Source organism: Janthinobacterium sp. OK676 (genome assembly GCF_900103595.1).
Lineage (GTDB): Bacteria > Pseudomonadota > Gammaproteobacteria > Burkholderiales > Burkholderiaceae_D > Janthinobacterium.
Genome location: NZ_FNHA01000012.1, coordinates 223,411 through 246,832 on the forward strand (window position 1 = coordinate 223,411; position 23,422 = coordinate 246,832).

At 62.9% G+C, this 23,422-nt stretch carries 20 protein-coding genes; 17 read left to right on the forward strand and 3 right to left on the reverse strand.

The features are described 5' to 3' along the window. The first annotated feature begins 1 nt into the window (after window position 1). The 10 genes from mraY to BLU39_RS22540 all read left to right on the forward strand — a co-directional run bounded on the left by mraY (window position 2) and on the right by BLU39_RS22540 (window position 11,665). On the forward strand, window positions 2-1,177 hold the full coding sequence (gene mraY / locus BLU39_RS22495; RefSeq protein WP_034748886.1) for a phospho-N-acetylmuramoyl-pentapeptide-transferase: 1,176 nt from the start codon (window positions 2-4) through the stop codon (window positions 1,175-1,177). After that, the gene (murD, locus tag BLU39_RS22500; protein WP_092717069.1) at window positions 1,177-2,733 is read left to right on the forward strand and encodes a UDP-N-acetylmuramoyl-L-alanine--D-glutamate ligase; all 1,557 of its coding nucleotides are present in this window, start codon (window positions 1,177-1,179) and stop codon (window positions 2,731-2,733) included. Before mraY ends, murD begins: the two co-directional genes overlap by 1 nt. After that, entirely contained in the window at window positions 2,733-3,944 is a 1,212-nt protein-coding gene (gene ftsW / locus BLU39_RS22505) for a putative lipid II flippase FtsW (RefSeq protein ID WP_092717072.1), read from the forward strand. The genes murD and ftsW overlap by 1 nt, the downstream gene beginning before the upstream one ends. Continuing rightward, on the forward strand, window positions 3,941-5,035 hold the full coding sequence (murG, locus tag BLU39_RS22510; protein WP_092717075.1) for an undecaprenyldiphospho-muramoylpentapeptide beta-N-acetylglucosaminyltransferase: 1,095 nt from the start codon (window positions 3,941-3,943) through the stop codon (window positions 5,033-5,035). The genes ftsW and murG overlap by 4 nt, the downstream gene beginning before the upstream one ends. 10 nt (window positions 5,036-5,045) lie before the next feature. Further along, window positions 5,046-6,449 carry a UDP-N-acetylmuramate--L-alanine ligase gene (gene murC / locus BLU39_RS22515; protein ID WP_092717078.1) on the forward strand — a complete coding sequence of 468 codons (1,404 nt, stop codon included), beginning with the start codon at window positions 5,046-5,048 and terminating at the stop codon, window positions 6,447-6,449. A 1-nt stretch (window position 6,450) separates the two neighbouring features. Continuing rightward, window positions 6,451-7,419 carry a D-alanine--D-alanine ligase gene (locus BLU39_RS22520; RefSeq protein ID WP_254789037.1) on the forward strand — a complete coding sequence of 323 codons (969 nt, stop codon included), beginning with the start codon at window positions 6,451-6,453 and terminating at the stop codon, window positions 7,417-7,419. Window position 7,420: 1 nt separating this feature from the next. Then, a complete protein-coding gene (locus BLU39_RS22525) occupies window positions 7,421-8,233 on the forward strand; it encodes a cell division protein FtsQ/DivIB (RefSeq protein ID WP_092717084.1) in 813 nt (270 codons plus the stop codon). 36 nt (window positions 8,234-8,269) lie between these two features. Then, window positions 8,270-9,502, forward strand: a complete 1,233-nt coding sequence (gene ftsA / locus BLU39_RS22530) for a cell division protein FtsA (RefSeq protein ID WP_010394955.1) — start codon at window positions 8,270-8,272, stop codon at window positions 9,500-9,502. Between the two features lie 154 nt (window positions 9,503-9,656). Continuing rightward, window positions 9,657-10,865 carry a cell division protein FtsZ gene (gene ftsZ, locus BLU39_RS22535; RefSeq protein WP_092717088.1) on the forward strand — a complete coding sequence of 403 codons (1,209 nt, stop codon included), beginning with the start codon at window positions 9,657-9,659 and terminating at the stop codon, window positions 10,863-10,865. A 293-nt stretch (window positions 10,866-11,158) separates the two neighbouring features. Continuing rightward, window positions 11,159-11,665, forward strand: a complete 507-nt coding sequence (locus BLU39_RS22540) for a peroxiredoxin (protein ID WP_092717091.1) — start codon at window positions 11,159-11,161, stop codon at window positions 11,663-11,665. Window positions 11,666-11,828: 163 nt separating this feature from the next. Here BLU39_RS22540 and BLU39_RS22545 read toward each other — a convergent pair whose 3' ends face one another. Continuing rightward, window positions 11,829-12,596: a class I SAM-dependent methyltransferase gene (locus tag BLU39_RS22545; protein ID WP_092717095.1), complete on the reverse strand. Its 768-nt coding sequence runs from the start codon at window positions 12,594-12,596 to the stop codon at window positions 11,829-11,831. A gap of 104 nt (window positions 12,597-12,700) precedes the next feature. Here BLU39_RS22545 and BLU39_RS22550 point away from each other — a divergent pair, with 104 nt between their 5' ends. From BLU39_RS22550 to lpxC, 3 genes are all read left to right on the forward strand, one after another. Further along, window positions 12,701-13,474 carry a helix-turn-helix transcriptional regulator gene (locus BLU39_RS22550; RefSeq protein ID WP_092717098.1) on the forward strand — a complete coding sequence of 258 codons (774 nt, stop codon included), beginning with the start codon at window positions 12,701-12,703 and terminating at the stop codon, window positions 13,472-13,474. Between the two features lie 160 nt (window positions 13,475-13,634). Next, window positions 13,635-14,477, forward strand: a complete 843-nt coding sequence (locus tag BLU39_RS22555) for a DMT family transporter (RefSeq protein WP_092717249.1) — start codon at window positions 13,635-13,637, stop codon at window positions 14,475-14,477. 75 nt (window positions 14,478-14,552) lie between these two features. Continuing rightward, window positions 14,553-15,488 carry a UDP-3-O-acyl-N-acetylglucosamine deacetylase gene (lpxC, locus tag BLU39_RS22560; protein WP_092717101.1) on the forward strand — a complete coding sequence of 312 codons (936 nt, stop codon included), beginning with the start codon at window positions 14,553-14,555 and terminating at the stop codon, window positions 15,486-15,488. Window positions 15,489-15,617: 129 nt separating this feature from the next. Here the strand turns inward: lpxC and BLU39_RS22565 are convergent, their stop codons facing one another. Next, a complete protein-coding gene (locus tag BLU39_RS22565; protein WP_254789038.1) occupies window positions 15,618-16,022 on the reverse strand; it encodes a DciA family protein in 405 nt (134 codons plus the stop codon). Between the two features lie 371 nt (window positions 16,023-16,393). Between BLU39_RS22565 and secA the strand changes: the two genes are divergently transcribed. Next, a complete protein-coding gene (secA, locus tag BLU39_RS22570) occupies window positions 16,394-19,162 on the forward strand; it encodes a preprotein translocase subunit SecA (protein ID WP_092717107.1) in 2,769 nt (922 codons plus the stop codon). Window positions 19,163-19,235: 73 nt separating this feature from the next. Here secA and BLU39_RS22575 read toward each other — a convergent pair whose 3' ends face one another. Beyond that, window positions 19,236-20,375: an alpha/beta hydrolase gene (locus BLU39_RS22575; RefSeq protein ID WP_139178446.1), complete on the reverse strand. Its 1,140-nt coding sequence runs from the start codon at window positions 20,373-20,375 to the stop codon at window positions 19,236-19,238. A gap of 449 nt (window positions 20,376-20,824) precedes the next feature. Between BLU39_RS22575 and argJ the strand changes: the two genes are divergently transcribed. The 3 genes from argJ to BLU39_RS22590 are packed head-to-tail and all read left to right on the forward strand — an operon-like array spanning window position 20,825 to window position 23,360. Next, complete coding sequence (gene argJ / locus BLU39_RS22580; RefSeq protein WP_034748831.1) at window positions 20,825-22,063, forward strand: bifunctional glutamate N-acetyltransferase/amino-acid acetyltransferase ArgJ; 1,239 nt, start codon at window positions 20,825-20,827, stop codon at window positions 22,061-22,063. After that, the gene (locus tag BLU39_RS22585; protein WP_092717113.1) at window positions 22,060-22,941 is read left to right on the forward strand and encodes an ATP-binding protein; all 882 of its coding nucleotides are present in this window, start codon (window positions 22,060-22,062) and stop codon (window positions 22,939-22,941) included. Before argJ ends, BLU39_RS22585 begins: the two co-directional genes overlap by 4 nt. Further along, entirely contained in the window at window positions 22,938-23,360 is a 423-nt protein-coding gene (locus tag BLU39_RS22590) for an NUDIX domain-containing protein (RefSeq protein WP_092717116.1), read from the forward strand. Before BLU39_RS22585 ends, BLU39_RS22590 begins: the two co-directional genes overlap by 4 nt. Window positions 23,361-23,422: the final 62 nt, after the last annotated feature.

Genomic DNA, 23,422 nt, shown 5'->3' on the forward strand with positions numbered 1-23,422 from the left:
CATGCTGCTCTGGCTCGCTCATTATTTCCAGGACGACATTGGCCCACTGCGGGTCTTTAACTTCATCACGTTCCGCGCCGTCTTCGCCACCTTGACGGCGATCCTGATCGGCCTGTGCGCCGGTCCCGCCGTGATCCGCATGCTCACGCGCATGAAGGTCGGCCAGGCCGTTCGTACGGACGGCCCGCAAACGCATCTGAAAAAACATGGCACGCCTACCATGGGCGGTGTGCTGATCCTCATCGCCATCGGCATTTCCACCCTGCTGTGGGCCGACCTGTCGAACCGCTTCATCTGGCCGGTCTTGATCGTCACCCTGGGCTTTGGCGCCGTCGGCTGGGCCGACGACTACCGCAAGGTGGTGCACCAGGACCCGGAAGGCATGCGCTCGCGCGAAAAATACTTCTGGCAGTCGCTGATCGGCATCGTCGCCGCGTTTTACCTGGCGTTTTCCGTCTCCGTGTCGGAACCTGACGCGGGCCACGTGTGGAATCTGATCTACGCCTGGGTGCAATCGGGCTTCGCCATGGACCTGCCGCCGAAGGCCGACCTGATCGTACCGTTCTTCAAGACCATCAGCTATCCGTTGGGCGTGTGGGGTTTCATCGCGCTGACCTATTGCGTCATCGTCGGCACCAGCAACGCCGTCAATTTTACCGATGGTCTCGATGGCCTGGCCATCATGCCGACCGTGATGGTGGGTACGGCCCTGGGCCTGTTCGCCTACCTGACGGGTAACGCCACCTATGCGCGCTACCTGTTCATCCCGCACATTCCGGGCGCCGGCGAACTGGTGATCTTCTGCGGCGCGCTGGCCGGTTCCGGCCTGGCCTTCCTCTGGTATAACACGCACCCCGCGAAAGTGTTCATGGGCGACGTGGGCGCGCTGGCACTGGGCGGCGCACTGGGCACCATCGCCGTCATCGTGCGCCAGGAAATCGTCCTGTTCATCATGGGCGGCATCTTCGTCGTCGAAACGCTGTCGGTGATCATCCAGGTCGTCTGGTTCAAGTACACCAAGAAGCGCTATGGCGCCGGCCGCCGCGTCTTCCTGATGGCGCCATTGCATCACCATTTTGAACAAAAAGGCTGGAAAGAGACGCAGGTTGTCGTGCGTTTCTGGATCATCACCATGATGCTGGTGCTGCTCGGCCTGACCACCTTGAAGCTGCGCTGATGATGTACGACGCTAAAACCGCACTGGTACTGGGCCTCGGCGAATCGGGGCTGGCGATGGCCCTGTGGCTGGCCCGCAGCGGTGCGCTGGTCCGCGTGGCAGATACAAGGGAAACCCCTGAGCGCCTGGTCGCGCTGCAGGCCGCCGTGCCGCAGGCGCAGTTCATCGCCGGCGCCTTCACGGCCGACCTGCTCGACGGCGTCGACTTCGTCGCCGTCAGCCCCGGCCTGGCGCCGGGCCGCGAACTGGCGCACATCGCTCCGGCCGCGCAGGAAAAAAATATCCCCGTGTGGGGCGAGATCGAACTGTTCGCGCAGGCGCTGGCCGCGCTCAAGGCGGAACGCGGCTATGCGCCGAAAGTCGTTGCCATCACGGGCACGAATGGCAAGACGACGGTGACCAGCCTGGTGGGCCTGCTGTGCGAACGCGCGGGATTGATCACGCGCGTGGCCGGCAATATCAGCCCGGCCGCGCTGGACGTGCTGCGCGAAGTGCTCGACGCCGAACCGGCGCCACAGCCTGTGGCTGAAGGAGAAGAAGCGGCGGAACCCGTCGCCAGCACCCTGCCGCAGGCGTGGATACTCGAATTGTCCAGCTTCCAGCTGCACACGACGTTCAGTCTGCAGGCCGATGCGGCCACGGTCCTGAACCTGTCGCAGGATCACCTGGACTGGCATGGTGACATGGCCGCTTACGCAGCCGACAAGGCGCGCATCTTCGGCGACGAGACCGTGCGCATCCTGAACCGCGACGATGCGGCCGTCATGCACATGGCCGATCCGCTGGTCGAGACGATCACCTTCGGCACGGGCGAGCCGGCGGAAGTGGACAGCTTTGGCCTCGTCAATGAACGCGGCATCTTCTGGCTGGCGCAAGCCGTGCCCAGCGAAGAAGTGATCGAGAAAAAGCGCAGGAAGAACGATCCGGCGCCGGAACCGGTGCCGACGATGGCGAAAAAACTGATGCCGGCCGACGCGCTGAAAATCCGCGGCCAGCACAACGCTTCGAATGCTCTGGCGGCGCTGGCCCTGTGCCGCGCCATCGGTTTGCCATTCGCGCCGCTGCTGCACGGCTTGCGCGAATACCAGGGCGAGCCGCACCGCGTGGAGCTGATCACGGCCGTCAATGACGTCGAATACTACGACGACAGCAAAGGCACGAACGTGGGCGCGACAGTGGCCGCGCTGTTCGGCCTGGGCAAGGCCTTCGGCGGCGCGGAACAGCGCCTGGTGCTGATCGCCGGCGGCGACGGCAAGGGGCAGGATTTCTCGCCGCTGGCTGAACCCGTGTCGCGCTATGTGCGCGCCGTGGTGCTGATCGGCCGCGATGCGCCTGCGCTGCGCGCTGCCCTCGAGCCGGCCGGCGTGGACATCGTCGACTGCGCCACTTTGCCGGAAGCCGTCAAGCGCGCCAGCAGCCTGGCGCTGGCCGGCGATGCCGTGCTGCTGTCGCCCGCGTGCGCCAGCCTGGACATGTTCAAGAACTATGCGCACCGCGCGCAGGTGTTTGTCGACGCCGTGCGCGACATCGCCCTGGAAAACGGACAGGATATCTGATGGCCTTCCAACTGCCCTTCAGCTTTGGTTCCGGCTCGGCTGCCAAGCCGCTGGATAGCCGCGCGCGGCAGTCGAAGATGATGGACTACGACAAGCCGCTGGTGTGGGTCGTCCTGCTGCTCATGTTGCTGGGCATGGTGATGGTGTATTCGGCGTCGATCTCGCTGTCGGACGCGCGCAAGTTCGCCGCCTACACGAACAATTATTTTGTCGTGCGCCAGGCGCTGTTCATCGGCGTGTCGGTCATCGTCGGCGCGATGGTATTCCGCATCCCCGTCGCCACCTGGCAAAAGATGGCGCCGTGGCTGTTCATCGGCACCCTGGTGCTGCTGGTGATGGTGCTGATACCGGGCCTGGGCGTATCGGTCAACGGCGGGCGCCGCTGGCTGAATTTGCCGGGCCTGCGGCCGCAGCCGTCCGAGCTGATGAAGGTGGTGATGGTGCTGTACGCGGCCGATTACACGGTGCGCAAGCAGGAATACATGCACAAGCTGACCAAGGGCTTCATGCCGATGGCGCTGGCCGTGAGCTTCGTCGGCCTGCTGCTGCTGATGGAGCCCGACCTGGGCGCTTTCGGCGTGATCGTCTGCATCGCCATGGGCATCCTGTTTTTGGGCGGCGTCAACGCCATCTGGTTCGGCGGCATCGGCGCCATGCTGACGGCGATCTTCGTCACCATCATCGCCCTGTCGAAATTCCGCCGCGAGCGGTTTTTTGCGTATCTCGATCCGTGGCAGGAAGACAATGCATTGAACAAGGCTTACCAGCTGACGCACTCGCTGATCGCCTTCGGGCGCGGCGAACTGTTTGGCGTGGGCCTGGGCGGCAGCGTGGAAAAACTCCATTACCTGCCTGAAGCGCACACGGACTTCTTGCTGGCCGTGATCGGCGAGGAACTGGGCCTGGTCGGCGTGCTGGTCGTGATCGGCATGTTCTACTGGATTATCAAGCGGGCGTTCGACATCGGCCGCCAGGCGATCGCCATCGACCAGACCTTCGCGGGCCTGACGGCGAAGGGCATCGCCATCTGGATCGGCGTGCAGACCTTCATCAACATGGGCGTGAACCTGGGCCTGCTGCCGACCAAGGGCCTGACCTTGCCCCTGATGAGTTATGGCGGCACGGGCGTACTGATTAACTGTATCGGCCTGGCGATTTTGCTGCGCATCGATTACGAAAACCGGATCCTGATGCGCGGAGGCCGGCTATGAACAACGTGACGAACTTGAAGACGACGAAAAGACTGATGATCATGGCGGCCGGTACCGGCGGCCATATCTTCCCGGGCCTGGCAATTGCGCAAACGATGCGCGCGCGCGGCTGGGAAGTGAGCTGGCTGGGCACGACCCACGGCATGGAACAGGACCTGGTGCCGAAAAGCGGCATTCCCATGGATGCGATTGAATTCTCCGGCATGCGCGGCAAGGGTCTGGCGCACACGCTCAAGGGCGGCTTCAAGATGCTGGCCAGCTTCTTTGCCATCCGCCGTTTCATCGCGCGCCGCAAGCCGGACGTGGTGATGGGCATGGGTGGGTATGTGACGGTGCCGGGCGGGCTGATGGCGCGCCTGAAGGGCGTGCCGCTGGTGCTGGTCAATGCCGACGCGGCCCTGCTGTTGTCGAACAAGACGCTGGTGCCGCTGGCGCAGCAAGTATGCTTCGGCTTTCCGGCCGATTTCGGCAGCGCCGCCGGCAAGGCCGTCGTCACGGGCAATCCCGTGCGCGCCGAGATCCTGGCCATGGCGCCGCCGGCGCTTCGCTTCGCGGGCCGCAACGGACCGCTGCGCATCCTGGTGGTGGGCGGCAGCCTGGGCGCGAAAGCGCTGAACGACAATCTGCCCGCCGCGCTGGCCCTGATGCCGGAAGCCGAGCGTCCGCTGGTGACGCACCAGTCGGGCAAGAAGAATATCGACGCCCTGCATGCCGCGTATGCGCAGGCGGGCGTGCAAGCCAATGTGGTCGATTTCATCGACGACATGGCCAGGGCATATACCGAAGCCGACCTGGTGATTTGCCGCGCAGGCGCCATCACCCTGTCGGAACTGACGGCGGCCGGCGTGGCCAGCGTGCTCGTGCCGCTGGTGGCATCGACCACCAGCCACCAGCGCGACAACGCGCAATGGATGGCGAAACAAGGCGCGGCGATTCATCTGCCGCAGACGGAAATGAGTGCGGCGTCGCTGAGCACATTGCTGGCGTCCCTGACGCGGGATACCTGCCAGCACATGGCGCAAGCGGCGCTGGCAGCAGGCAAGCGCGACGCCAATGAGGCGATCGCACACGTATTGGAAAAACTGGCATGAGGTTAGCTCTGTGAAGCATAAAGTAAACAATATCCACTTTGTCGGCATTGGCGGCAGCGGCATGAGCGGCATCGCCGAAGTGCTGGTCAACCTCGGCTACAAGGTGTCGGGCTCGGACCTGGGCAGCAATGCGGCGACGCAGCGCCTGGCGAGCCTGGGCGCGACCGTCATGCTCGGCCACGCGGCGGAAAATATCGGCGACGCCGATGCGGTGGTGACGTCGGGCGCCGTCCCGCAAGACAATCCGGAAGTGGCGGCCGCGCGCGCGCGCAAGATTCCGCTGGTGCCGCGCGCCGTGATGCTCGGTGAATTGATGCGCCTGAAACGCGGCATCGCGATTGCCGGCACGCACGGCAAGACGACGACGACCAGCCTGGTCGCTTCCGTGCTGGCGCAGGGCGGTCTCGACCCGACTTTCGTCATCGGCGGCCGTTTGACCAGCGCCGGCGCGAACGCCAAGCTCGGTTCGGGCGACTACCTGGTGGCCGAAGCCGATGAATCGGACGCCTCGTTCCTGAACCTGACGCCGATGATCGAAGTGATCACGAATATCGACGCCGATCACATGGATACGTACGAACACGATTTCGAAAAGCTCAAGCAAGCCTTCGTGCAGTTTACGCACCGCTTGCCGTTCTATGGCCGCGCCATGCTGTGCATCGACGATCCGCACGTGCGCGCCATCATCCCGTCCGTGACCAAGCCCGTCACCACCTACGGCTTCGCGGAAGACGCGCAAGTGCGCGCCATCAATGCGCGCGCCGTGGGCCTGGAAATGCACTTCACCGTGCTGCAGGAAGGCTATCCGGATCTGGACGTGGTACTGAACCAGCCCGGCATGCACAATGTGCAGAATGCCTGCTCGGCGATCGCCATCGCGCGCGAAATCGGCATCGCCGACAGCGCCACGCAGCAGGGCCTGGCCGAGTTTTCCGGCGTGGGCCGCCGCTTCTCGCGCTACGGCGACGTGGCGCTGCCGAACGGCGGCAGCTTCGCCCTGGTCGACGATTTCGGCCATCACCCTGTGGAAACGGAAGTGACCCTGGCCGCCGCGCGCGCCGCCTATCCTGGCCGCCGTCTGGTACTGGCTTTCCAGCCGCACCGCTACAGCCGCACGCGCGACCTGTTCGAGGATTTCGTCAAGGTGCTGGGCGCGCCCGACGTGCTGCTCTTGTCCGAAGTCTATGCGGCGGGCGAAGCGCCCATCGTCGCCGCCGACGGCCGCGCCCTGGCGCATGCGCTGCGCGCGCGCGGCAAGATCGAACCGATTTTCGTCGAGTCCATGACGGACATGGCCGACACCATCATGAGCGTGGCGCGCGACGGCGACGTCGTGCTGACCATGGGAGCCGGCTCGATCAGCGGCATCCCGAATCAACTGACAACGTATCCATCCAACACTGTAAAGGCCTGATGTGAACCAAGCTTCAGCTATCGACGTAAAACAATTGGGCAAGGTCGGCGTCCTGTTCGGCGGCAGCTCGGCCGAGCGCGAAGTGTCGCTGATGTCCGGCACGGGCGTGCTGGCCGCTTTGAAAAGCCGCGGCGTGGACGCGCACGCGTTCGACACGGGCGAACGCAGCCTGGCCGAACTGGCCGCTGAAAAATTCGACCGCGTCTTTATCGCGCTGCACGGCCGCTTCGGCGAAGACGGCAGCCTGCAGGGCGCGCTGGAGCAGCTGGGCATTCCCTACACGGGCAGCGGCGTGATGGCCTGCGCGGTGGGCATGGACAAGGTCTACACCAAGATGATCTGGCTGATGCACGAGCTGCCGACGCCGAAGTACGCGGTGCTCGATGACAGCTCCGACCTGGCCAAGGTGGCCGCGGAACTGGGCTTGCCGCTGATCGTCAAGCCACCGCATGAAGGTTCGAGCATCGGCATCACGACGGTCAACGAGGCATCGGCCTTCCAGGCGGCCTACGACATCGCCGCCGGTCTCGATGATGCCGTGCTGGCTGAGGAATTCATCAGGGGCCGCGAATTCACCGTCGCGATCCTGGGCAAGGGCGCCACGGCGCGCGCGTTGCCGCCGATTGAAATCGTCGCGCCGCAAGGCAATTACGACTACCAGAACAAGTACTTCACGGACGACACGCAGTATTTCTGCCCGCCGCAGCTGGACCCGGCGATCGTGGCGGAGATGGAACGCATCGCCGTGGCAGCCTACCGCGCTCTCGGCTGCGAAGGCTGGGGACGGGTCGACGTGCTGATGCGCGCGGCCGACAGCAAGCTGTTTCTGCTGGAAGTGAACACCTCGCCAGGCATGACGGGACATTCGCTCGTGCCGATGGCGGCGCGCGCGGTGGGCATCAGCTATGAAGACCTGTGCCTGGAAATCGTCGCTGGCGCGCGTTTGAAAATGCACAAGGGACAGCACTGATATGTGGCATGACGCTAAAAGCCTCAATACGACTGCCAACGGCTTGCTGGCCGCGGTTCTGGTCGTGTGCGTGGCAGCCGGCGTCTGGTGGGTGTCGCAGCGTCCCATGTTCGACCTGCGCACGATCAAGGTGGAAAGCGCGGACGACAAGGGCCTGCGCCACGTGAATTACCTGACCCTGCGCAGCGGCACCTTGGGCCGCATCAAGGGCAATTTTTTCACGACCAACCTCGATAGCGTGCGCGGCGTGTTCGAATCGGTACCCTGGGTACGCCGTGCCAGCGTGCGGCGCGAGTGGCCGAACCAGCTGATCGTGGCGCTGGAAGAACACGAAGCGCTGGGCACCTGGGGCGAGGATGGACGCCTGCTGTCGGTCAAGGGCGACGTGTTTACGGCGAACGTGGCCGAAGCGGAAGACGACCATGAATTGCCGGCGTTTGCCGGCCCCGATGGCAGCGAGAAGGAAGTACTGGCCACCTACGTGCAGCTGGCGAAGTGGTTTGCGCCGCTGAAGATGGTGCCGGAAACCCTGTCGTTGTCGAGCCGCTATGCGTGGACGGTGAAACTGAATAACGGCATGAGCGTGGCGCTGGGGCGCGAGCAGAATCATACGACCCTGAAGGCGCGGGTCGACCGGCTGGTGGGTATCTATCCGCAACTGGCGAGCCGGCTGGAAAATATCGACACGATCGATATGCGCTACCAGAATGGCCTGGCGCTCAGTTCCGCCGGCCTGGTGATACCGGCCGAAGGCAAGGATGGCAAGCCAGTGATGAAGAAGAAAAACAGCAGTCCGATTAAAAAACCGACTTAACTTAATAATTTATAGCCCATACATTAGGCGACAGAAATGACAAAAGACGCGAAAAACCTGATCGTCGGCCTCGACATCGGCACCTCGAAAGTGGTGGCGGTGGTAGCCGAAGTGATGTCCGACGGGCGCCACGAAGTGATCGGGCTGGGCCAGCACGAATCGAAGGGCCTGAAAAAGGGCGTGGTGGTCAATATCGAGGCCACGGTGGAGTCCATCCAGCGCGCGCTGGAAGAGGCCGAGCTGATGGCCGACTGCAAGATCCGCAATGTGTACGCGGGCATTGCGGGCAGCCATATCCGCAGCTTCAATTCCAGCGGCATGGTGGCCATCAAGGACAAGGAAGTGACGGCGACCGACGTGGCGCGCGTCATCGAGACGGCAAAAGCGGTTAACATTCCGACCGATCAGCAATTGCTGCACACGGTGCCGCAAGAGTTCATCGTCGACAGCCAGGAAGACGTGCGCGAGCCTATCGGCATGAGCGGCATCCGCCTGGAGGTGAAGGTGCACATCGTCACCGGCGCCGTGTCGGCGGTGCAGAACATCGTCAAGTGCGTGCGCCGCTGCGGCCTGGAAGTGTCGGACCTGATCCTGCAGCCGATGGCGTCCGCCGATGCGGTGCTCACGCCAGACGAGAAGGAACTGGGCGTGGTGCTGATCGACATCGGCGGCGGCACGACCGATGTGGCGGTATTCTCCGATGGCGCGATCCGCCATACGGCAGTCATTCCCATCGCCGGCGACCAGATCACCAACGACATCGCCATGGCCTTGCGTACCCCGACCGCGGAAGCGGAAGAAATCAAGATCCGCTATGGCGTGGCCAAGCAGGTCCTGGCCGACCCTGGCGAATCGCTGGAAGTGCCTGGCCTGGGCGACCGCGGCCCGCGCAACCTGTCGCGCCAGGCGCTGGCGGCAGTGATCGAACCGCGTGTCGAAGAGCTGTTCGCCATGGTGCACCAGGTGGTGCGCGAATCCGGTTACGAAGGCGTGCTGTCGTCGGGCATCGTGCTCACGGGCGGCACGTCCATCATGCCCGGCATGGTGGAAATGGCGGAAGACATTTTCCTGAAACCGGCGCGCCTTGGCACGCCCGAGTATCGGGGCCAGCTGGCCGACGTGGTGCGCAGTCCGCGCTATGCCACGGTATTGGGCCTGCTGCTGGAAGCGAAGAAGCAATACCTGCGCGGCCACATCGTGACGCGTCAGGACGGCTCGGTGAAGGCAGTCTGGCAGCGCATGAAGGAATGGTTTTTAGGAAATTTTTAAGGGCATGATTTACGCCCGGCAGTACAGGTTTTTTGGCAGCATCGCAGGTACACACACATAACTTAATTTTATATTTAACCGCAGTTTTCAATCTCCAGTTCTCCTACCAATATGAGGCCTGGCGCTTGGAAACCGCATCTGATAGGAGCACATCATGGAGTTCGATATGGTCGATAACACAGCTTTAGGTACCGTCATCAAGGTCGTCGGCGTCGGCGGTGCGGGTGGCAATGCAGTCCAACACATGATCAACAAAGGCATGTCGGGCGTGGAATTCATTGCCGCCAACACCGACGCACAGGCCCTGTCGACATCGAAGGCCCACAACATCATCCAGATCGGCGATACCGGTCTGGGCGCCGGCATGAAGCCTGCCGTCGGCCGCCAGCTGGCCGAAGAGTCGCGCACGCGCATCGCCGATTCGCTGCGCGGCGCGCACATGGTCTTCATCGCCGCCGGCATGGGTGGCGGCACCGGCACGGGCGCCGCTCCCATCGTGGCCGAAGTGGCCAAGGAACTGGGCGCGCTGACGGTGGCCGTGGTTTCCAAGCCATTCTCGTACGAAGGCCAGAAGTGCATGGACATCGCCGACGAAGGCCTGGAGCAGCTGTCCCTGCATGTCGATTCGCTGATCATCATCCTCAATGAAAAACTGGAAGAGATCTACGAAGACGAAAGCATGCTGGAATGGATGCAGCACGCCGATGATGTGCTCAACAACGCAGTGGCCGGCATTGCCGAGATCATCAACGTGCCTGGCCATATCAACGTCGACTTCAACGACGTGAAAACCATCATGGGCGAGCAGGGCAAGGCCATGATGGGTACGGCGACGGCTTCCGGCGTCGACCGCGCGCGTATCGCCGCCGAACAGGCTGTCGCTTCGCCGCTGTTGGATGGCATCGATCTGTCCGGCGCGCGCGGCGTGCTGGTCAACGTCACGGCCAGCCGTGGCTTGAAAGGTAAGGAGATCAAGGAAGTCATGGCTGCCGTGCGCGCGTTTGCCGCGCCGGACGCGTCGATCGCGCAAGGTATCGCCTACGACGACGCCATGGGCGACGATATCCGCGTGACCGTGGTGGCCACGGGCCTGGGCCGCGCCAAGAAAAACATCCAGCTGGTACCGCAGCAAGTGCTGCGCACCGGCACCCACAACGGCCCGCTGACCCCGTCGGCCGCCATGGGTAGCGCGCAAGCGGCGGCGACGACGGTAGGCGTGGCCACGCCGGCCGCCGGCTTCGACGGCATGAAGGCGCCGGCGGTATGGCGCCGCGAATCGGCTTCCGAGCAGGTGCGCGCGATGGAAAAGAATGGCATGGAGACCTACGACATTCCAGCGTTCCTGCGCAAGCAAGCCGATTAAGCGCAGTGAAAAAAGCCCATGGCGGCGTTGCATAGCCTTGCCGTACATTCGTACTGTCTTCGGCCATGCGCCTTGCCCTGAGCATTTTTCATGCGCTTCAATATGGAAAAGGTGATCTGATGTATGCAACGATGACGGCGGCCTGAGGGCCGCCGTTTTTTTTGCCGGTTTTTGACTTTTGACTTTGCCTTTCCGGCCATTTTCTGCACAAATACGGCAAGTCAGGCATACTATCGCGCAGTGTCGGCATCATGCCGGCAGCATCCTCAACCGACAGTACACAAGGAGTCAACATGACCATCAAGATCGGCGACACCCTGCCAGAAGGCACCCTGGCCGAATTCATCGAAAGCGAAACCGAAGGTTGCGCACTGGGCCCGAACACGTTCAATGTGCAAGACTTGGTCAAGGGCAAGAAGATCGCCATCTTCGGCCTGCCAGGCGCCTACACCCCGACCTGCTCCGCACAGCACGTGCCAGGCTACGTGCAGCACGCTGCCGACCTGAAAGCCAAGGGCGTTGATGAAATCTGGTGCATCTCCGTCAACGACGCGTTCGTGATGGGCGCCTGGGGCCGCGACCAGAAAGCCACGGGCGTCGTGCGCATGATGGCTGACGGCAACGCCGCCTACAGCAAGGCCCTGGGCCTGGACGCCGATTTTTCCAAGCATGGCATGGGCACGCGCTCGCAGCGCTACTCGATGCTGGTCGACAATGGCGTCGTGACGCAATTGAACATCGAGCAAGGCGGCAAGTTTGAAGTGTCGAATGCCGAGACATTGCTGGGTCAGCTGGCTTAAGCAGAGCGCAGGCCTGTGTGGGTCGGCGTAGGTCGGCTTAGCGCAGCGTAAGCCGACGTGCGGCGTTTGCACCGCGTTTGCTTCAGCATTGTTGGATTACGCGCTGCGCGCTAATCCAACCTACGCATGAATCAAAACGGCGCCATCGGCGCCGTTTTGACGTTTACTGTACCGACGGTTTCGTTGCCTCGAACATGGCCGCATCGATGCTGAACGAATAGTCGTCCTGCAGCGCGAAATATCTTCTCGCTTCCTCGGGCGCGCCATCGAACAGGTTGCGGATGGCCGCCACTCGCTCGTTCGGCGTGCGCATGCGCGCCACCCACTCGTCGAACTGCATCGTCAGTTTCCACACGCTGCGCAAGCTGTGCGTGAATCCCGCATTGTTGAATTTGGCGCCCCATTCGCAGGTGCGGTAGTCGCGCACGTGGGAAGCGTCGCGCAGCATTTCCACCGCCTGCAAGGTGCTGTCGTACAGGGCCGTTTTCGGCGCGACGATGTCGACCACGAGCAAGGTGCCGTTCGGGCGCAGCACGCGCCACGCTTCGGCCAGGGCTCCCGCCACGTCGTTCCAGTGGTGCGCGGAAAAGCGCGTGACGACCATGTCGAAGCTGGCGTCGGCAAACGGCAGGCGGGCCACGTCGCCCTGTTGCGTGCTGATGTTGTGCAAGCCGCGCTGCGCCTTCGCGTGGTCGACGACGTCGAGCATGGGCTGCGCCAGGTCGTAGGCGACGACCGATTGCGCCACGGGAGCGACGGCGAAGCTGGCGTGGCCGGCGCCGCAGCCCAGGTCCAGGACGGCGGGCTTGTCATGGCGGCGCGCGCATTCCTGCATCAGCACCAGGTCGGCGCCTTGCGCGTGAACGGCGCTGCTCAGGTAGGCATTGGCAGTCTTGCCAAACTGTTCGGTAACGACATCGTGCTGCTGCATGGTTTTCTCCTGGTGATGGGTGAGTTCCTGCAGAATAAGGATAAAATTATCCTGTAACAAGACCATAACTTATACTGGTATATCTACTACCATGCAGCCTTGCCATGTCGAACAAACTTGCTGAATTCATCCGCGCCCGGCGCGAAGCCGTCACCCCCGCCATGGCTGGCTTGCCCGGCGGCGGGCGGCGGCGCACGCCCGGCTTGCGGCGCGAAGAGCTGGCGCAGCTGTGCGACGTCAGTCCCACCTGGCTGACGTGGCTGGAGCAGGGACGGCCCGTGTCGGCGTCGGCCAAGATGCTGGCCCGCCTGGCGCAGGTGCTGCAGCTGAGCGCGGCCGAGCGCGCCTATCTGTTCGAGGTGGCCGACAAGCATGACCCCAGCCATGGCGCGGGCGAGGGCGCGGGACCTGGCAGCGCCGAGCTGGCCGCCATCGTGTCCGCCATCGATGCGCCCGCCTACATCCTCGACCGCGAATGGAATGCCGTGGCGTGGAACGGCGCGGCGTCCACCTTGTTTGCTGGCTGGCTGCAGGCCGGGGAGGGCGCGCCGAACCAGCTGCGCTTCATGTTCCTGGAACCGGGGGCGCGCGAGCTCGTCGTCGGTTGGCCCGAGCGGGCGCAGCGCCTGGTGGCGGAGTTTCGCGCCGATATCGGCCGGCAGGCGGACCAGGCCCCGCTGGCCGGCCTGATCGCGGAACTGGCCGGCGCCAGCGCGGACTTTCGCCAATGGTGGGGCGCGCAGCAGGTGCAGGGCCGCGATGGCGGCTTGCGCCAGTTCCAGCATGCGCGACAGGGGCTGCTGGCATTCAACCAGGTGACCTTGCACCTGGCGCGCCAGCACGACTTGAAACTGGTGATGCTGTTGCCTGTGTCATAAGCTAAACCGGCCGCGCTTGCTATAATCGGGCTGACCGCCTGGCCCTGCCTTTCCAGACCAGGCTGTCCTGGCTCCGGCCGTCGCCATGATGACGGTCCCGCTTTTTCGCCAGGAGTCTGTCCTGCTACCCCGCAATCCCAACCTGCGCAGCATCTATGTGATGCTGGTCGCCGTCGCCATGTTTTCCCTGATGGACACGGCCATGAAGCTGCTGTCCGCCCATTATCCCGCCATGCAGGTGACGGCGCTGCGCGCCCTGTCGTCCCTGCCGCTCGTGTGCCTGTACCTGCTGTACCGCGGCGCTTTCAAGAACGTGCTGCAGGTGCGCTGGTCGCTGCACTTGCTGCGCGGCGCGCTGGGCGTGCTGATGATCACGCTGTTCGCGTACGGCTTGAAGCGCATGTCGCTGGCCGAGACGTACTCGCTGTTCTTCATCGCCCCCTTGCTGATCACGGCCCTGTCTGTTTTTATCCTGAAGGAAAAAGTCGACGTCGCGCGCTGGTGCGCCATCGGCATCGGTTTGCTGGGCGTGCTGGTGGCGCTGCGCCCCGACGGCTCGGGATTCTTTTCGCTGGCCGGGCTGGCCGTGCTGGGTTCGGCCGCCTGCTACGCCATTTCCGCCGTCACGGGCCGCATCCTGAGCCGCACGGACGCCAGCGAAAGCATGGTCTTCTGGCTGATGGTGATGATGGCCGCAGGCGGCGTAGCCCTGTCGGCGCACGAGTGGGTGAGCATCCGCCGCGAAGACTGGTGGCTGCTGGCGGGCTTGTCGCTGAGCGGCTTCGTGGGCCAGCTGGCCATCACGGAAGCGTTTCGCCATGGCAAGGCTTCCAGCGTGGCGCCGTTCGAATACTCGGCCCTGGCCTGGGGCATGGCCCTGGACTGGCTGCTGTGGCGCGCCTTGCCCGACGAATACACGCTGGTCGGCGCGGCCATCATCATCGGCAGCGGCATTTATCTCGTGCGGCGCGAAGCCGTGCATGCGGAAAGCGAACATCCTTGACGGTGCGCTGTGGTTTTTCTGGCGTGGACCATGCCGCGCCGCAACGAAAATCCGGCAAATAGATATAATCGACGGATGTTAAAACAACGCACTATCAAACAATTGGTCCGCACCATCGGTGTCGGCTTGCACTCTGGCACCAAGGTCGAGCTGACCTTGCGTCCGGCCGCCATCGACACGGGCATCGTGTTTCGCCGCATCGACCTCGATCCCATCGTCGAGTTTCCCGCCAGCGCCATGGCCGTGGGCGATACGCGCATGGCTTCCGTGCTGATCAAGGACGGCGCCAGGGTATCGACCGTGGAACACCTGATGTCGGCCGCGGCCGGCCTGGGCGTGGACAATATGTACATCGACGTGAATGCGGAAGAAATTCCCATCATGGATGGCTCCGCCTCGTCCTTCGTCTACCTGCTGCAGCAGGCGGGAGTGGAAGAGCAGCAGGCGCCGAAGAAATTCATCAAGGTCATCAAGCCCGTGGAAGTGCGTCACGGCAAGGGTGATGCGGAGAAATGGGCGCGCTTGTCGCCGTACGACGGTTTCAAGCTCGATTTCTTCATCGAATTCAATCATCCGGCCGTCGATGGCACGATGCAGCGCGCTTCCGTCGACTTTGGTGACGTATCCTACGTGCACGACGTCGCGCGCGCGCGTACCTTCGGTTTCATGCAGGACGTGGAAAGCTTGCGCGGCATGGGCCTGGCCCGTGGCGGTTCGCTGGAAAACGCCATCGTCATGGACGAATACCGCATCCTCAATGCGGACGGCTTGCGCTATGAAGACGAGTTCGTGCGTCACAAGATCCTCGACGCCATCGGCGACCTGTACCTGGTGGGCCATCCCTTGCTCGCCTACTACACGGCGCACAAGTCCGGCCACGCGCTGAACAACCAGCTGCTGCTGGCGCTGCTGGAGCAGCCCGATGCGTATGAAATCGTGTCGTTCGCCACCAACGAGGCGGCGCCGCAGTCGTATCTCCGTCAAATGGAACGCGAGTGGTCGCTGACGTAGGTCGGATTAGCGGCGTGACGCCCCGCCTAATCCGACAACCATGTTGGCACTGATCGTGGTGTTGTCGGATTACGGCCCGAAGGGCCTAATTCGACCTACGCGATATGCGTTAATTTAGCGCCGTTATTCTCAGTCCCGCGGTTCGCGGTGGTGGCGAACCATGTTGCGCAGCGCCGCGATCAATTGCTCGTTCTGCTTCGACGCGGGCAGGGCCGTGCTCAGCTCTTCCAGGGCCGACATGGCTTTTTCCGGCAAGACCAGTGCCCGCGTATGCACGATGGGCGCGATGCTCTTGATGACTTGCACTTTCAGCTTGATGCCTGAAATCTGCCAGCCCTTTCTTTCCAGTTCCCCTTGCAACTTCGGCAATTGCTGTTTGAGCTTGGCCGCCAGCGCCGCGTTCGGCGTGGCCAGCACCAGCTGCCCGCTTTCAAACTGCAGGATGTCGCAGTGCTCGAACATGGCCGGCAAGGCCCTGGCGCAATCTTTTTGCAGGGCGGCCAGGCGCGTGACGGTGGGCATCAATGAGGCCATCGTCGCGTTGCCACGCAGAAAATCGGTTGCGCCCGTTACGGCCGGGCCTGAACGGGCGAAGCCGTAGCCGCGGCGCGGCGCCGGAGAATAAGTGGGAGTTCGCATGGCCGAAACATAGCACACTCGCCCCCGCAAGGCGAGGGCGGCGGCTTGTGCGGCGCACCTGGCCTTGCAGTTTGGAAAATGTCCGCAATTTCTGCCATTTGTTTGTCATTAAGCTATTGTTATATGGTGCATTACCCCAACCTTGGCGGGAACGCATGATAAAATCATCGTCTTTTGCCATAGTCGAACTCCGTGCGGTCACGCGATTGTTACCTCGTCGTCACCTACCGAGCTTTTTTTAACGGCGTTTTTTCAAGAATTCAAGCATGTCATTACTGACCCAGATTTTCGGTAGCCGCAACCAGCGGCTGCTCAAGCAATACCAAAAAACGGTACGCGAGATCAATGCGCTCGAGCCGGCCATCGAAAAGCTGTCGGATGCCGAGCTGCAAGCGAAGACGCCTGCCTTCAAGGAACGCATCGCCGCTGGCGAATCGCTCGATGCCTTGTTGCCGGAAGCGTTTGCCGTCTGCCGCGAGGCCAGCAAGCGCGTCCTGCGCATGCGCCATTTCGATGTGCAGATGATCGGCGGCATGGTCTTGCATTTCGGCAAAATCGCGGAGATGGGCACGGGCGAGGGCAAGACCCTGATGGCAACCTTGCCAGCCTACCTGAATGCCTTGTCGGGCAAGGGCGTGCATATCGTTACCGTCAATGATTACCTGGCGCAGCGCGATGCCGAGACCATGGGCCGCCTGTATGCATGGCTGGGCCTGTCGACGGGCGTGAACATGTCGCAGATGGAGCACAGCGCCAAGCAGCAGGCGTACAACTCCGACATCACGTATGGCACCAACAATGAATTCGGTTTCGACTTCTTGCGCGACAACATGGTCTACGAAGCGCGCGAGCGCGTGCAGCGCAGCCTGAACTTCGGCATCGTCGATGAAGTCGACTCGATCCTGATCGATGAAGCGCGTACGCCCTTGATCATTTCGGGTCAGGCCGAGAACCATACGGACCTGTATCACAAGATCAATGCAGTGCCTGCGCGCCTGACCTTGCAGATCGGCGAAGAAACGCCGGACGGCAAGGGCAAGGTTGAAGTGCCGGGCGACTACACCAAGGATGAAAAAGCGCACCAGGTGCTGCTGACGGAAGCCGGCCACGAAAAGGCCGAAGGCATCCTGATGGAAATGGGCCTGCTGCCGGAAGGCGCGTCGCTGTACGATTCGGCCAACATCACCCTCGTGCATCACCTGTATGCGGCCCTGCGCGCGCATGCGCTGTACTTCAAGGATCAGCACTATGTGGTGCAGAACAATGAAGTGGTGATCGTCGATGAATTCACGGGCCGCCTGATGACGGGCCGCCGCTGGTCCGATGGCTTGCACCAGGCCGTCGAAGCGAAAGAAGGCGTCAAGATCCAGAACGAGAACCAGACCCTGGCCTCGATCACCTTCCAGAACTACTTCCGCATGTACGCCAAGCTGGCCGGCATGACCGGTACTGCCGATACCGAAGCGTACGAATTCCAGGAAATCTACGGCCTGGAAACGGTCGTGATCCCGCAAAACCGTCCGCTGCAGCGCAAGGACCGCCAGGATCAGGTCTACAAATCGTCGGCTGAAAAATACAACGCGATGTTGAACGACATCCGCGACTGCTACGAGCGCGGCCAGCCCGTGCTGGTCGGCACGACCTCGATCGAAAACTCGGAACTGCTGTCGGGCATCCTGACCAAGGCCGGTTTGCCGCACAATGTGCTGAACGCGAAGCAGCATGCGCGCGAAGCGGAAATCATCGCCCAGGCAGGCCGTCCGAAAGCCATCACCATCGCCACCAACATGGCCGGTCGCGGTACGGACATCGTGCTGGGCGGTAACGTCGAGAACCAGATCAAGTTCATCGAAGCCAATCCCGAACTGAGCGACGCCGACAAGGCAGCCCAGTCGCAGACCTTGCGCGATGAATGGCAATCCCTGCACGACCACGTGGTCAATGCGGGCGGCTTGCACATCATCGGCACCGAACGCCACGAATCGCGCCGCGTCGACAACCAGCTGCGTGGCCGTGCCGGCCGCCAGGGCGATCCCGGCTCGTCGCGTTTCTATTTGTCGCTCGACGACGCGCTGCTGCGCATCTTCGCCGGCGACCGCGTGCGCGCCGTGATGGACCGTCTGAAAATGCCGGAAGGCGAACCGATCGAGGCAGGCATCGTCTCGCGTTCGATCGAATCGGCCCAGCGCAAGGTCGAGGCGCGCAACTTCGACATCCGCAAGCAATTGCTGGAATACGATGACGTCGCCAACGACCAGCGCAAGGTCATCTACCAGCAGCGCAACGAGCTGCTGGAAACGACCGACATCTCGGAAATGATCGCTTCCCTGCGCCACGGCGTGTTCACCGACCTGGTGCACCAGTACGTGCCGGAAGAATCGGTGGAAGAGCAGTGGGATATCAAGGGCCTGGAAAACACCCTGGCCGGCGAATGGCAGCTCGACTTGCCGCTGCAATCCATGCTGGAAGCCGATTCGACCCTGACGGACGAAGAGATCCTGGAAAAAGTGCTGGCTGGCGCCGATGCGGTGTACCAGTCGAAGATCGATATCGTCGGCAAGGAATCGTTTGGCGGCTTCGAGCGCAATGTCATGCTGCAAAGCGTGGACAGCCACTGGCGCGAACACCTGGCGGCGCTCGACCACCTGCGCCAGGGTATTCACCTGCGCGGTTATGCGCAGAAGAACCCGAAACAGGAATACAAGCGCGAAGCGTTTGAACTGTTTGGCCAGATGCTCGACATGATCAAGAACGACGTCACGAAACACGTGATGACGGTGCGTATCCAGTCGCGCGAAGAAGTCGATGCGGCCGAACAGGCGATGCAACAGTCGCACGTGGAAAACGTGCACTACCAGCACGCCGAGTTCGACCCGAATGCGGCGCCGGAAGAATTGCTGGCGCCTGCGGCCGGCGGCAACATGGACAACGTCGACGACATGAGCGTGAGCATGGGCGTCAAAGTGGGCCGCAACGACCCATGCCCGTGCGGCAGCGGCAAAAAATATAAGGCTTGCCACGGCAAGCTGGCATAAGGCGGTGTGACAGCCTGACAAAAAACGGAGACCTCGGTCTCCGTTTTTTTATGCCGCCACGCATGGCCGCTGCTCAGGGAAAAGCCCAGTATTGTGGTGCCTGAGAGGGTATGCCTTTCAAGCCGCCACGGTTTTTGGCCCGCTGCCCCGTCTTGATCATGGTGGCGATGTCGGTCAGCAGGACCCGGTTGCTGGCAAAGTAATCATGGCCCATGAAGTTCATGATGACGGCCGAGGCATCGACGAGTTCCATGCCGGGAATGCCAACGACGGGGCCGCGGATGTCGCCTATCCTGTCCCAGTCGGCAAAATTGTAGGAAGCACGGATGGCCTTGTCGTTCGCGGACGCATACAGGGTGGCGGGCAGCTTGAGGGTGGCGAAGCGGGGAGCGATCTGCTCGCGGAAGACGTCGGCATTGATGTCCGGTGCCGCCAGCACCACCTGCTTGAACAGGGAGCGCAGGTCGGGACGTTTTTCCAGCAGGGCGGCCAGTGCCAGCGTCATCGGGCGATTGCCCATGCTGTGGGCGATGATGTAGATATCGGTGGCGGAAGAGTGCTCCGCAAAGTCGGCCAGGAAGGCTTGCAGGTGCGTCTGCGTCCATTCGGCAGAGTTTTCATCGAATTCATAGCCGGCCAGCGTGCCCTTCGATGGCCAGCTGTAGAACACGGGCAGGGCGCCGATGTCGAGGTCGACCGCCATCTGGGCCGTGCGCCGGGCGGCATCGTCAAAGGAATTGCTGTAGCCGTGGATGTAGATGAAGGCGGCGCGCCGTTCCGGGGCAGCCTGTATCCTGGCCTTCACGGCGGCGAGGAAATTCGCGCGCGACAGGCGCGTGATCCCCTTGATCAGCACATATTTTTGCGCATCGTCGCCGGAAAGGACGTCGTACCACGGTGGCAGCGGCAGTTCGCCTGGCGCTCTTTTTTCAGGAATGCTCACTTGCACGCTGCCGTAGCTCAGATTGGGCGGCGCGCGGTTGGGCTGCCAGCCATAGTTGTGGCTGCCGCTCTGGTACTGCCTGTCGGTGGCGTAATACACGGTGACGTGCAAGGCGCCAGCCGTCGCGGTCTTGTGCTTTGGCGTTGGTTCTGGCCCTGGCCTGCCGCCATTGCCCATGCTGCCGACCAGGTTGCCGATGTTGCCGAACAGGCCCCCTCCAGCCGACCATGGGACGCTCCACGGGATGGCGGGCGCTGCTTCTTGTGCCACGGCGGTGGGCGGTGGGGGAGGCGGGGGAGGCGCGGGAGGGGGAGCCGCGGCTGGGGCGGGTGGTGCTTCGGATGCCTGTTCAGTGGCGTGGATGTCGGCGTCAGCTGCCGGGATGCGCGGCACCGTACAGGCAGTCAGGCAGCCCAGCAGGCAAAGCAGGGATAGGCGACGCATCAGGCATGTCATGCCTGATGCGCAGGGCTGCATGCAGTCTGACTTACCATACGCCATGACATCCTCCCCGCAGGCGCTTGCCGGCAGCGCCATCGTTTGTTTTCCTACCTTAGCGCCGCCAGGCTGCGGCGTTCTGATAAATCGCAAGCCTGGCCACATGGCCGGCCCGCTTCGGCGCGGCCGGGAGCATCGCGACTATTCACGGGCCGCATGTTCACCGGCACCGCGAAGGCGCTACAATAGCGCTTCCATTTTCCCTCGCAGAAGAAATCACCATGGCCGTCAATTCTCCCAAGCCCGTCGCCGCCGACTTGAAAGCCGTCGCCGGCATTGAAATCGGTGTTGCCGAAGCCGGCATCAAGAAACCCAACCGCAAGGATTTGCTGGTATTGAAACTGGCGCCGACGGCCACCGTGGCTGGCGTGTTCACCTTGAACCGTTTCTGCGCCGCGCCCGTGCAAATTTCGAAAGCCAACCTGGCCGCCGTGACGGCCGGCGCCGCGCCGATCCGCGCGCTGCTGGTCAACACGGGCAACGCGAATGCGGGCACGGGTGAATCGGGCCTGGCCGACGCGCAGGCCAGCTGCGCCGCGCTGGCCGAGCTGCTGGGCTGCACGCCGCAGCAAATCCTGCCGTTTTCCACGGGCGTGATCCTCGAACCCTTGCCCGTGCAGCGTCTCGTGGCCGGCTTGCCGCAAGCCGTGGCCGCGCTGACGTCGGACAACTGGTTCTCGGCCGCCGAAGCCATCATGACCACCGATACGCAGCCGAAAGCCGGCTCGCGCACGGTCACCATCGGCGGCCACGCGGTCACCCTGACGGGCATCAGCAAGGGCGCCGGCATGATCAAGCCGAACATGGCCACAATGCTCGGTTTCCTCGCGTTCGACGCCACCGTGGCCCAGCCCGTGCTGGACCAGCTGGTGAAACAGGCGGCCGACAAATCGTTCAACTGCATCACCATCGACGGCGACACGTCCACCAATGACTCGTTCATGCTGGTGGCCACGGGCGCCGGCAGCCTGGTCATCGATTCCATCGACTCGCCGCACTATGCGGCACTGGCCGCCGCCGTCACCGAACTGTCTACTTTTCTCGCGCAAGCCATCGTGCGCGACGGCGAAGGCGCGACCAAGTTCATGACCGTGACCGTGGAAGACGGCCGCAACGTGGAAGAGTGCCGCAAGATCGCCTATTCCATCGCCCATTCGCCGCTGGTGAAAACGGCGTTTTTCGCGTCCGACCCGAACCTGGGCCGCATCCTGGCCGCCATCGGCTATGCGGGCGTGGACGACCTGGACGTGGGCCAGTTGAACCTGTACCTGGACGACGTGTGGGTGGCCAAGAATGGCGGCCGCAACCCCGACTACCAGGAACAGGATGGCCAGCGCGTGATGCAGCAAAGCGAAATCACCATCCGCGTCAAGCTGGCGCGCGGCGATGCCACGGCTACCCTGTGGACGTGCGACCTGTCGCATGACTACGTGTCGATCAACGCCGACTACCGCTCATGACCGGCCTCGATCAATTCCTGATCCGTGCCGAAGCGTTGCTGGCGAGGGTGGAAGCGATCCTGCCGCAGCCGACGCCCGTGCCGGACTGGAACAGCTTTGCCTTCCGCTGGCGCCGGCGCCAGGGCGCGCTTCCTTATTTGCAGGCCGTGGCCCACGTGTCGAACATCGCCTTGGACGACTTGCATAATATCGGCACGCAAAAAGCCCAGATCGAGCAGAACACGCGCCAGTTCGTCGGTAAGCGTCCGGCCAACAACGTGCTGCTGACGGGCGCGCGCGGCACGGGCAAGTCTTCCCTGATCAAGGCGTGCCTGAACCAGTTTGCCGACCAGGGCTTGCGCTTGATCGAAGTGGACAAGGCCGACCTGGCCGACTTGCCCGACATCGTCGACCTGGTGGCGGCGCGCCCCGAGCGCTTCATCATCTTTTGCGACGACCTGTCGTTCGAAGAGGGCGAGAGCGGCTACAAGGCGCTGAAAGTGGCGCTCGACGGCAGCATCGCCGCGCAATCGGACAATGTGCTGATCTACGCCACGTCGAACCGCCGTCACCTGATGCCGGAACGCATGTCGGACAACACGAGCTACAAGACGGACGACGATGGCGATCTGCATCCGGGCGAGACGGTGGAAGAGAAAATCTCGCTGTCCGAACGCTTCGGCCTGTGGCTGTCGTTCTATCCGTTCAAGCAGGACGATTACCTCGATATCGCGGCGCACTGGCTCGCCTCGTTCGGCTGCACGCCGGAGCAGATCGCGCAGGCGCGCGGCGACGCCCTGCGCTGGGCCTTGCAGCGCGGTTCCCGTTCGGGTCGTGTCGCTTGGCAATTCGCGCGCGACTATGCGGGGAAACTTCCTGCGGGAAAGTTGCCGCAATGAGCGAAGTGAAAATCAAACCGGTCGATGTCGCCGTCGGCATCCTGATGAAGCCGAACGGCGACGTGCTGCTGGGCCAACGCCCTGCCGGCAAGCCGTATGACGGCTATTGGGAATTTCCTGGCGGTAAAGTCGAAGCGGGCGAAGCCATTCTCGACGCCTTGAAACGCGAGTTTGTCGAGGAGCTGGGCTTGCATATCGACAGTGCCGAAGCCTGGTGCGGCGTCGAATATGTGTATCCGCACGCCCATGTGCGCCTGCATTTCTATATCAGCCGCGCATGGCGGGGCGAGCCGCAAAGCCTGGAAGGGCAGGCGTTCGCCTGGCAGGGCACGGTCGGCGTGGAACCCTTGCTGCCGGCCACCATTCCCCTGCTGGAATGGTTAGATGAGGTACGCCGGGAATCCCTGCTTCTTGCCTGATCTGGTGCCAGCGTGCAGCAGCATGCTGCGTGCTGGCGCAAGCTTTTCCGTGACTTTCCTTG

Coding starts and splice junctions, on each gene's coding strand:
- mraY (WP_034748886.1), top strand. CDS start 2: ATGCTGCTCTGGCTCGCTCATTATTTCCAGGACGACATTGGCCCACTG.
- murD (WP_092717069.1), top strand. CDS start 1,177: ATGATGTACGACGCTAAAACCGCACTGGTACTGGGCCTCGGCGAATCG.
- ftsW (WP_092717072.1), top strand. CDS start 2,733: ATGGCCTTCCAACTGCCCTTCAGCTTTGGTTCCGGCTCGGCTGCCAAG.
- murG (WP_092717075.1), top strand. CDS start 3,941: ATGAACAACGTGACGAACTTGAAGACGACGAAAAGACTGATGATCATG.
- BLU39_RS22525 (WP_092717084.1), top strand. CDS start 7,421: ATGTGGCATGACGCTAAAAGCCTCAATACGACTGCCAACGGCTTGCTG.
- ftsA (WP_010394955.1), top strand. CDS start 8,270: ATGACAAAAGACGCGAAAAACCTGATCGTCGGCCTCGACATCGGCACC.
- ftsZ (WP_092717088.1), top strand. CDS start 9,657: ATGGAGTTCGATATGGTCGATAACACAGCTTTAGGTACCGTCATCAAG.
- BLU39_RS22540 (WP_092717091.1), top strand. CDS start 11,159: ATGACCATCAAGATCGGCGACACCCTGCCAGAAGGCACCCTGGCCGAA.
- BLU39_RS22545 (WP_092717095.1), bottom strand. CDS start 12,596: ATGCAGCAGCACGATGTCGTTACCGAACAGTTTGGCAAGACTGCCAAT.
- BLU39_RS22550 (WP_092717098.1), top strand. CDS start 12,701: ATGTCGAACAAACTTGCTGAATTCATCCGCGCCCGGCGCGAAGCCGTC.
- BLU39_RS22555 (WP_092717249.1), top strand. CDS start 13,635: ATGCTGGTCGCCGTCGCCATGTTTTCCCTGATGGACACGGCCATGAAG.
- lpxC (WP_092717101.1), top strand. CDS start 14,553: ATGTTAAAACAACGCACTATCAAACAATTGGTCCGCACCATCGGTGTC.
- BLU39_RS22565 (WP_254789038.1), bottom strand. CDS start 16,022: ATGGCCTCATTGATGCCCACCGTCACGCGCCTGGCCGCCCTGCAAAAA.
- secA (WP_092717107.1), top strand. CDS start 16,394: ATGTCATTACTGACCCAGATTTTCGGTAGCCGCAACCAGCGGCTGCTC.
- argJ (WP_034748831.1), top strand. CDS start 20,825: ATGGCCGTCAATTCTCCCAAGCCCGTCGCCGCCGACTTGAAAGCCGTC.
- BLU39_RS22585 (WP_092717113.1), top strand. CDS start 22,060: ATGACCGGCCTCGATCAATTCCTGATCCGTGCCGAAGCGTTGCTGGCG.
- BLU39_RS22590 (WP_092717116.1), top strand. CDS start 22,938: ATGAGCGAAGTGAAAATCAAACCGGTCGATGTCGCCGTCGGCATCCTG.